Below are 9,677 nucleotides of genomic sequence, written 5' to 3' on the forward strand. Positions count from 1 at the left end.
GGGCAAGCGCCGCCGGCGACGGGAGACTGCCTACGCGATCTGCACCCTGCCCGCCCAGGACGCCCTCCCGGCCGAACTGGCCACCTGGATCCGGGGCCACTGGGCCATCGAGAACCGGCTGCACTGGGTCCGTGACGTCACACTGGGTGAAGACCTTCACCAGGCTCGTACCGGCAGCGGACCCCAGGTCATGGCCGCTCTCCGCAACCTGGTGATCATTCTGCCCCGGTTCGCCGGCTTCACCAACATCGCCCGAGCCCTACGCCACCACGCCCGCCACCCCGACCAGGCGATCACCCTCATGACCAGCACAAACACGACTTTGCAATGACCCTTCCACCGGGACCAGGCCAGGACGAAACCGTCGCGTCGGTGTCCCATACCTGACTGCGGATTGCGAGCGGCGGTGCACCCAGAGGATGATGGCGGGGTATTCTTGTGACCGAACCGTGACAATCAGGCCTTGTCTGCGGGTAGAGCGTGGGCCCGTCAATGACGGCAGGGTCCGGCGCACGCGGCGGGGTCGGCGAGGGGGCCGTGTGGCGCAGAGTCATATCGAGATCAACGTAGTTTGCCCGGTCGGCAGCGCCTGGTGCATGCGGCCACAAACAGTCAATCGTGCGAACCTGCCGCACTTGGTCGGCACCACTGCAATCCCGTAAAGGAAGCGCATGCCTCCTGGCACAGCGGGGCCCGCGTTAGCATGTTGCTGACACAGGCCTCAGGAGAATAGAAAAATGTCGTCTGTCGCAAACAAAGTACACCTGGCGGCGACGCATTTTGCGCGACGTCCATAGTCGTGGTTGTGGCAATCGGCACCGAAAACCACGCCCGGTTCCCCGAGCCTCGTGGAAGAGAAGAATCGTGGTAGAAGGCAAGCTGTCCGACGGATTTATGAGTTTCGCCGGAGAAAATTACCACATAGCGGAAAGAGTTGCGGCGGTACTCAAAGATGAAATGGCGAAACTGATTCATCTGCCCGAAAACGACAGTCTTGATCTGCACCTTTATCACCCGCCCGCAAACCGTTACGATCCCGATTGGACACCGACCTTCAGCGAGACCAACAGGCAGGTCTTCGAAGCGCTGAGCCAGTCCGCCTTCATGGTTGTCATCATGACGCCCGAATTCTTTGACCACCACAAAGACTTTTGTATAGCCGAAATCGAGTACTACTCAACGTACGTATGCAATGACAAGAGCGGCGGCATCTGCACGATTTTGCCCATACTGATCGGCTTCGACGATGAAAGGCACTATTCTAACTTTCACGGCGATGCAGTAAAGGTCTATAACAAACTAAAGGCATGGACGAAGAAAGAACCGCAGCAAGGGAAATGGCTGATAAGAGAGCAGGACATCGTTTGGCAAAAAGACACCCCCGAAGCGGAGTGGAGGAGGCAGCTCGAAGCCAAGCCATGGATAGCTGCGCTGGCCGCGCAGGCCGCCGTGGCGCTCAACAGTCTCCGCGAATCGAACTACAACGGTCACGGCAAGGCGTGGGATCAGCAAATGGAATGGGATGAGATCGCAAAACGATACCACATAGTATTGGACAATACCTCGCCGAACGCACCGCCGAGCCCCCCGCAGCGCCCGGCTACCCAACCGCAGCCGCCGACCTTCTATCCCCAGGCCCATCCTCAAATACCAATCGCCCAACCGCAGCCGCCGGCCTTCTATCCCCAGGCCCATCCTCAAATACCAATCGCCCAACCGCAGCCGCCGGCCTTCTATCCCCAGGCCCATCCTCAAATACCAATCGCCCAACCACTGGCCATCCGTCGCGCGCGACCGAGGCCCGCCATTGCGTTCGCCTGCGTCCTCGCCCTTTGCGCGGTGGTCGCTGGGGGAGTGCTACTGGGGCGCGGAAACTCCAAGACGGCTGCCGGGAGAACTCTCCAGTCGACCCAGGCTCCGACGACCTCCCAGGGCTCGACAGAGCCGAGCCCCACAGAGCCGAGCCCCACAGAGCCGAGCCCCACAGAGCCGAGCCCAGCCGGCCACCTCGGTTCCTTCAGCCCACTCACGGGACTCCTCCCGCCGTCTGTGCATGCGGAGATCTCGAGAAGTATCGCCGGACAAGATTACAACCTGGACATTCCGAACCCCGCGGGCGGCTCGATTCCGCTGGACACTCGGATACCAACGATAGACGGCCAGTCCGATACCACCTACGCGAGCGCGCTTCAGGTCGCCCGGCCCAACAACGGTGGATACAACAAAAATCAGATCTGGCATATCGGGGTTTGCGGCGATAGCGGGAGGGTATTCATTGGTTCCGTTGGCCAGAGCTTTACTGCTGCAGATGGGGGCGATACTGGATATGGATACCTTACCTTAGTCAGGGCATCGGACGGCTCCAACTATGCCTATATCGCGGAAAGCTCCGACAGTGATGCCTGCAATCTTCCCGGCAATCAAAAGTGGATCCTCACCCCGGAGGGCGACAGTTATGCGATCTGGAACGAGGAGACTCGCGGCTGTCTGACTGCAACCTCTGTTGGAACGAGTCTTCCGGTAGAGTCCTGCGGCCAGTCAGGTCAGCTGTGGAACCTGACTGGCTCGGCTAGCGACTCATGACCACGGCTTGGGATTGTCCGGTCGATGAAATCCATCACCTCTCTGGCGTGGCGGCACATACGTAGCTGTTCAGCTGAGGGCGCGGGCCCTTGGCGGTGCGGTCAGGCGGGTTGGGCTGCTGGGGGTGGCCAGGGACCGGTGGCGAACCGCAGGATCATGTTCTCGTAGCGGCGGAACCGGCGGATCAACGTCCGCGCGTCGGTGGCCAGGGGGCTGCGTGTGCCGTGGTTGTCGACCTCGCCGCGGGCGAGCGCGCCGAGGTAGTGGTTACGGATACGGGCGAGGATCTCGGGATCGAGGGCGGTCTGACCGGCGAGGCGGGCGGCGCACGCGGCGTGGTGGGCGTCGAGCAGGGTGGTGGCCATCGCGTCCGCCCAAGACCTGCCCGGCCGGGTCGGTGTCGTGGACCTGGCGCAGGTCGCGGAGCAGGTGGGCTCCGCACCAGGCGTGCAGCGCGCCGGTCAGGTGGGCGTAGCCGGTGTAGCCGTCGCGGGCCAGGGTGCCGGTGAACGTCGGCCAGACCCCGCCGGCGTCGATCGTGGCGGCGGTGCGGTCCCCGACGTGCATCACGGTGAGATAGTCGGTGCAGGCGACTGGAGGTAGCGCAGCGCGCTGTCGGCGCGGGCGGTGGTCTCATCGGCATGCGCGACCGGCACGGCGGCGATCAGCTCTTTCACCCGTGGCAGGAACGTCGTGGTGAGCAGGCGGGCGGCCCGGCCCCCCGGGGTCGTCTTCCCACAGCAGGGGCAGGTCCGCGCCACGACCCGGTATTCGGTCACGTGCGGCCGGGGTGGCGGAGGCGGAACATCGAGAGTAACCCGGCGAACTTCTCCGCCAGCACCGCCTTGATCCCCTCCACCACGACAGGCAGCCCACGACCCCAGGCGCAGATCAAGAACCGAAGTTATTTCCCGGCAGCTCCCTGGCGTTGCGGGGGCTTCGGTGCTCACCGCACAACCTGTGTGCAAGCTGAGAGCGATCGAAAACGCGTAGCCCGGCGCGTCCTGCCTGCCTGCCCGCAAGGCAACAGCCTACTCTGGGCGCCTTCCATCCGGTCCGGTGGAACAACATCGGCGTTGCCGGTCTTCACCCCGTTGCCGGTCTTCACCCCGGCGGAGAACTGCGCGTCGAATCTCCTGAGAATAGCGCATAACCATGTTGAACTGACCCTTGGATCTAACGTCTGTCCCGGTCGATGGAAATGACGTTCATCGACGACCGCAAGGTCATATATCCGCGACCCAGGACGGGACGAGAGAATGCAGGCGGAAGACATACCGGACGGGACTGGTTCCCGACCGGAGGAGAATTCCGGCGGCGGTGATGGAGGGGTCCACCTGCGCCGCCGGCCCGGCGTACGGATGGGCGGGATGGCCCGCCGTCGGCGCGGGCGGCCACCCAGATCTGGCCACACGCGGATCGAGCCGCGGCACCGGTCGGTGCGACGTCCACGCCGGCGCCGGACCACGACCAGGCTTCGCGGCCGGCTCGGCTGGGCGGCCGTGGCCCTGGCCAGCGTCATGGGGAGCAACTGGGCGCTGGCGATGCCGGCGAGCGCCGCCACAACCACGATCGAGGACACCGCCATCGGCACCGGAAACAACCAGGTCTCCTACTCGGGAACCTGGACCCAGTGCAGCGGATGCGCGCCCAGTGCCCTCAACAGCAGCTATCGGTATTCGACCAACTTCGGTGCCATCGCCACGGTTCGGTTCACCGGCTCCCAGGTCAACATCTTCGGCATCAAGGCGCCGGGAGGCGGGCACGCCGCCTTCAGCGTCGACGGCGACACGCCAACCGTCGTGGACACCTTCTCCACGACCGTTGCCGCCACCCTGGTGTTCAGCTCGGGACGGCTCTCGGGGGGCCCCCACGTCGTAAAGATCACGAACGTCCACGATCGGAACCCGGCGTCCAACGGCTACTACGTCGCCTTCGACCGCGCCGAGGTGGCCACCGACCCGGCGCCGCCACCGCCACCGCCACCGGCCCAGACGGCGACCACCGTCGAGGACACCGCGATCGGTACCGGAAACAACCAGGTCGCCTACTCGACCGGCTGGATGGCCTGCGTCGGCTGTGTTGCCTCACCCAACAACAGCCTGTACTACACCGGTGTCCCCGGCGCGGTCGTCACGATCCGGTTCACCGGCACCCAGATCAACGTCTATGGGGTCAAGGGTTGGGCCAACGGGTTCGGGACGTTCCGGATCGATGGCGCCCAACCGGCCGTCACCGACACGTACGCTCCTGATTCCACCGTGACCCTGCTGTACACCTCGAACGTGCTGACGGCCGGCGCGCACACCCTGACGTACACGAACGACGGGCACCGCAACGCCACGTCCACCGGGAACAACATCGGATTCGACCGCGCCGAGATCACCACCACGGCGCCGCCGACCGCGCCCCCGTCGTACGCCGGCCCCCGCTCGGGCAAGCCGTGGCTGAGCGGTACCTTCCCCGACCCGGTCATGAACCAGCAGAACCTCGAAGCGTTCTGCAACTGGCGGGGCGCCCCCTGTGACTTCGTCCTGCTCTATGTGACCCGGAACAACTGGACGAACGTTACCCAGCCGGCGGATCTGCTGCGGACGTTCGCCACCTGGCCGGGCCGACTGATCATCTCCATCCCGCCGTTCCCGGAGAACATCGGTGCCAGTAACGCCACCTGCGCGACCGGCGCCTACGACTCGTACTGGCGGACCTTCGGCACATTCCTGAACACCTATGGCCGGCAGAACTCCTTCCTCCGGCTCGGCTGGGAGAGTAACGGCGACTGGTACCAGTGGGCGGGCACCAACCCGACCGACTACGTCAACTGCTTCCGGCATGTCGCGGACGCCATCAACTCGACGGCCGAACCGGACCCCACCATCTGCTGGTGCCTCAACGCCCACTACTCACAGAACCCGCCGAGCCACAACCCGATGGAGCTCTACCCGGGTGACGCCTGGGCCGACGGGGTCGGTCTCGACGCCTACGACCACTACCCGCCGTCCACGACGAAGGCCGCGTTCGACGCCCAGGCCAACGCACCCGGAGGGCTGAACTACTGGTACAACTTCGCCCAGGCCCACAACAAACTGTTCGGTGTCGGGGAATGGGGGGTGGTCAGCGGCAGCGGCAGCAACGGCGGGGGCGACAGCGCCAACTATGTCCAGTGGATGTACGACTGGTTCGTGGCCCATGCCGGCAAGGGATTCGCGTACGAGTACTACTTCAACAACTGTGATCAGAACAACGTCGGGTCCAACCTGTATCGACCGATCGGCAACGGGTGCTTCTATCGGAACTCCAGCGCTGCGGCACGCTATAAACAGCTATATTCGGCCAAGCCGTAGTTAGCGCGGATTCGAGCGCCCTTGCCCGCGGACCCCGGTCCGCGGGCAAGGGCGCTCATCGCTTGAAGATCTGGAGGCTGTCGAGCGGTACAAGGGCCTGCACCCGGGTAGACACGCACGTGAGGGCGCCCTCAATTCGTCTGACAACGCACGCAGGTCCAGCTTTTGGTAGGTAATCTCGCCACCCGAGGGTCGATGACCCTGGCTCGGTGCCAGAAGGGGTGTTGCGGCGAGAGGGAAGGCAATGGCATGATTCGTACCGGTGACGTCATGTATGCCAAAGTCGGAGATCGACTCATCCAGAAGAAACTCCTCGGCCGCGGTGAACGCCACGGCGTGATCATTGAGCTCCGCGGGGACGGCGGAAAACCGCCGTACATCGTCCGCTGGGACGACGGCAGCCAGGCGTGGTATGTCCCCAACACGGACCTGCCGGTCGAAGTACGCCCCAGCCGCGACCGGAGGTAGAGCCGATCGGTGCGGGGCAACAGCGCCGCACCGCCGTCAGGCGACCAGTCCGGCGAACAGGTCGTCCTCCTTGCCTGACGCGGCGGCGGGGCCCACCTTCCCCCGCGCCAGCACGTAGTGCTCGGTGGCTCTCGTCGCCTGCCCGTCCCCGTTGACCAGAGCGAAGAAGAAGCCGTCGACGGTCATCTGGGTGCGGTGCGCCCGCATCGCCTCGACCTTCGCCGCGAAGAAGGCGGGGGCCTCGATCCTCGTGGTGACCTTGGCGTCGGGGATCGACAGCAGCATGTCCGAGGGCATGGTAATCCCCTCGGGCTCGGTCTTCGCGAGATCGGACCGCCAGATCTGATCGACGGCGGCATCGACGGCGGACCGGGGCAACGCCGTCTCGTACAGCTTCGAGACCCGCCATGGTTCGCCGGCCTCCGGCGCGAAATCCGGATCGGCGGCATCGTCGAACGCCCGTACGGTCACGTCGTGCGCGCGGATGTGATCCGGGTGCCCGTAGTCCCCGATCGCGTTGTAGGTCACCATCACCTGCGGGCGGACCTCCCGCACGATCCGTACCAGCGCCTCGGACGCCGCCGTCAGATCAGCCCGCCAGAAGCAGCGCGGATCCGCGTTCGAGGGGCTGTCCATCATCCCGCTGTCCCGCCAGCGGCCGGCGCCACCGAGGAAGCGGTGATCCGTGACCCCGAGGGCGGCGCAGGCCCGCTCCAGCTCCCCGATCCGGTACCCACCGAGCTGGTCCGCGTGGTCGGCCCGCAGATTGATCAGCTCGGGGAGCAGCACCTCTCCCATCTCCCCCAGCGTGCAGGTGACGAGGACGACCCGGGTATCACGATCGGCGGCGTAGTAGGCCATCGTCGCCCCGGTTGCGATCACCTCGTCGTCCGGGTGGGCATGCACGAACAGAACACAGCGTTCGGGCGCGGTGGCGGCACCAGGTTCGGCAGGCACGGGACCGACCCTATGAGCGGTGGTCGGGGTTCGCACCTCGATGTCCCGGCCGCGTACGCGAAGGCGAGGTGGACACATGTTCGGCACCCCGGGCAGACCCGACCGGCGGTGGATCGACGAGGCGATCCGCTGGGTCGAGGCCGACGCCAACCGGTCCGCCGACACCCATCTGATCCCGCTGCACCTGTGGCCGGCGGACCGGGGCGTCGACATCTACCTGAAGGACGAGTCCACCCATCCCACCGGCTCGCTGAAGCACCGGCTCGGGCGGTCGCTGTTCCTCTACGGGCTGTGTAACGGCTGGATCCGGGAGGGTACGACGATCGTCGAGGCGTCGTCGGGGTCCACCGCGGTCTCGGAGGCGTACTTCGCCCGCATGCTCGGGCTGCCCTTCATCGCGGTGATGCCGGCCCTGACGAGCAGCCAGAAGATCGCGCTGATCGAACGCGAGCAGGGGCGATGCCATCTCGTCGAGGATGCCGGGTCGGTCTATGCGGAGGCCAGGCGCCTCGCCGAGGCGACGGACGGTCACTACATGGACCAGTTCACCTACGCGGAACGGGTGACGGACTGGCGCGGCAACAACAACATCGCCGAGTCGATCTTCAGGCAGATGGCGTTCGAACGCCACCCGGTTCCCCGCTGGATCGTCGTCGGAGCCGGCACCGGTGGCACCAGCGCCACGATTGGGCGGTACCTCCGCTACCGCCGCCACGACACCACGCTGTGCGTCGTCGACCCGGAGAACTCCGTGTTCCACCGGTACTGGTCGACCGGGGACGGCCAGGGCCTCGTGGGCCCCGTGGGCACCTCGCGCATCGAGGGGATCGGTCGCCCCCGCGTGGAGCCGAGCTTCCTGCCCTCGATCATCGATCGGATGATCGCTGTCCCCGACGCGGCGTCCATCGCGGCCCTGCGGTTGCTGGAAACGCTGACCGGCCGCAAGGCAGGTGCGTCGACCGGGACGAACCTGTGGGGCACGGTGCTGCTGGCCTGCGAGCTGGTGTCCTCGGGCCGCCATGGCAGCGTGGTCACGCTGCTCTGCGACGGCGGGGAACGGTACGCCGACACCTGCTATTCCGACACGTGGCTCATGGCGGCCGGCCTCGACCCGCAGCCGTTCACCGAGATCCTCCAGCGCGCCACGGCCGCCGGCAGGTGGCCGGACTGACGGTGGCGCCCGGCACCGCCGGTTGGCGATGGTCGGGGACCGCTGCTACGGTCATCTTTGATTACAGTAAACTTATCTTCAATTACCGATTGTGGTGATTTGATGAGTAGCCTGTCGCAGGATCTCGCCCGAGATCTCCTGGGCGCGGCTTCGGACGCCATCATCGAAGTGCGGGACGATGGTTGGATAGTCCTGGCCAATGTGCAGGCGGAGCGCCTGTTCTGCTATCCGCGCGAAGATCTCATCGGTCAGCCCATCGAAATCCTGGTTCCGAGGAGCACCCGCGGGGTGCACTCGACGTACCGCATCGGATACTTCACCGCCACCGCCACCGCCACCGCCACCGTCGACGTCGACTACATAGCGGGGCGACCTGGTCTCGAAGCCGGCCGGCATGTGCGGCTCAGTGTCCAGGACAGCGGAGTCGGCATGTCCGCCGACACCCTGGCGCGGGTGTCCGAGCCGTTCTTCACCACCAAGCCCAAGGGGGCGGGTTCGGGGCTCGGCCTCGCGCCGATATACGGCATCATCGCGCAGGCCGGGGGGCACGCGGAGATCACATCGGAGATCGGGGTCAGGACGACCGTGAGCGGCACCATCCCGGCAACCGACGCCGTCCCGATCACCGCGGACGAGCAACCCCTGGATGCGGACCCCGCGCGCAGCGAAGCGACGATCCTCGTCGTCGAGGACGAGGACGCCCTGCGTGAGGTCACGCGCCGCATCCTCACCCGCAACGGCTACCAGGTCCTCACCGCCCCGTCCGCTCTGGAAGCATGCTCCATCGCTATCGAACACCACGGTGACATCCACCTGTTGCTCACCGACATCATCATGCCGCGGATGCAGGGCCGGGAGCTCGCCAACCGGATCCGGGCGGCGCGGCCCGCGATCCGGGTGCTGTACATGTCCGGCTACACCCATCCGATCCTCACCACTCAGGGAAAGCTGGACGCGGGCGTCTACCTGCTGGAGAAACCCTTCTCCAAGACGGTTCTTCTCGAGAAGGTGCGGGAGGCTCTCGACAGCCCCTGATGAGCCGGGACGGGGCTGCGCGTGGGCTCATGCGAGGTTCCGGCGGTGGAGTAAGGCATGATCCGCACCGCCGTCGAACCCCCTGCAAGCTGACCCGCCAGCGCGAACAACCCAAAACC

At 65.7% G+C, this 9,677-nt stretch carries 7 protein-coding genes and 1 pseudogene; 6 read left to right on the plus strand and 2 right to left on the minus strand.

Annotated features, from left to right (window positions below; genetic code table 11):
* Both NBZ85_RS21890 and NBZ85_RS21895 read left to right on the plus strand, forming a co-directional pair.
* Positions 1 to 331, plus strand: a 331-nt coding sequence (locus tag NBZ85_RS21890; RefSeq protein WP_261562513.1) for a transposase, incomplete at its 5' end; no start/stop codon positions are given.
* 533 nt (positions 332 to 864) lie between these two features.
* The gene (locus NBZ85_RS21895; protein ID WP_261562514.1) at positions 865 to 2,583 is read left to right on the plus strand and encodes a hypothetical protein; all 1,719 of its coding nucleotides are present in this window, start codon (positions 865 to 867) and stop codon (positions 2,581 to 2,583) included.
* 143 nt (positions 2,584 to 2,726) lie between these two features.
* Here NBZ85_RS21895 and NBZ85_RS21900 read toward each other — a convergent pair.
* A pseudogene (locus NBZ85_RS21900) lies at positions 2,727 to 3,428 on the minus strand (IS66 family transposase); the annotation flags it as partial.
* A 594-nt stretch (positions 3,429 to 4,022) separates the two neighbouring features.
* On the opposite strand from NBZ85_RS21900, the gene NBZ85_RS21905 reads away from it, so the two are divergent.
* Both NBZ85_RS21905 and NBZ85_RS21910 read left to right on the plus strand, forming a co-directional pair.
* Positions 4,023 to 5,927, plus strand: a complete 1,905-nt coding sequence (locus NBZ85_RS21905) for a glycosyl hydrolase (RefSeq protein WP_261558747.1) — start codon at positions 4,023 to 4,025, stop codon at positions 5,925 to 5,927.
* A 270-nt stretch (positions 5,928 to 6,197) separates the two neighbouring features.
* Positions 6,198 to 6,395: a DUF1918 domain-containing protein gene (locus tag NBZ85_RS21910; protein ID WP_261562515.1), complete on the plus strand. Its 198-nt coding sequence runs from the start codon at positions 6,198 to 6,200 to the stop codon at positions 6,393 to 6,395.
* A gap of 36 nt (positions 6,396 to 6,431) precedes the next feature.
* Here the strand turns inward: NBZ85_RS21910 and mshB are convergent, their stop codons facing one another.
* Positions 6,432 to 7,307, minus strand: a complete 876-nt coding sequence (gene mshB / locus NBZ85_RS21915; RefSeq protein WP_264762089.1) for an N-acetyl-1-D-myo-inositol-2-amino-2-deoxy-alpha-D-glucopyranoside deacetylase — start codon at positions 7,305 to 7,307, stop codon at positions 6,432 to 6,434.
* A gap of 121 nt (positions 7,308 to 7,428) precedes the next feature.
* On the opposite strand from mshB, the gene NBZ85_RS21920 reads away from it, so the two are divergent.
* Together NBZ85_RS21920 and NBZ85_RS32770 are read left to right on the plus strand one after the other, a co-directional pair.
* The gene (locus tag NBZ85_RS21920) at positions 7,429 to 8,523 is read left to right on the plus strand and encodes a PLP-dependent cysteine synthase family protein (RefSeq protein ID WP_261558750.1); all 1,095 of its coding nucleotides are present in this window, start codon (positions 7,429 to 7,431) and stop codon (positions 8,521 to 8,523) included.
* A gap of 102 nt (positions 8,524 to 8,625) precedes the next feature.
* Positions 8,626 to 9,558 carry a PAS domain-containing hybrid sensor histidine kinase/response regulator family protein gene (locus NBZ85_RS32770; RefSeq protein ID WP_308205043.1) on the plus strand — a complete coding sequence of 311 codons (933 nt, stop codon included), beginning with the start codon at positions 8,626 to 8,628 and terminating at the stop codon, positions 9,556 to 9,558.
* Positions 9,559 to 9,677 lie beyond the last annotated feature (119 nt).

Origin of the sequence: Frankia tisae (assembly GCF_025403405.1) — a bacterium.
In the GTDB taxonomy this organism is placed as follows: domain Bacteria; phylum Actinomycetota; class Actinomycetes; order Frankiales; family Frankiaceae; genus Frankia; species Frankia tisai.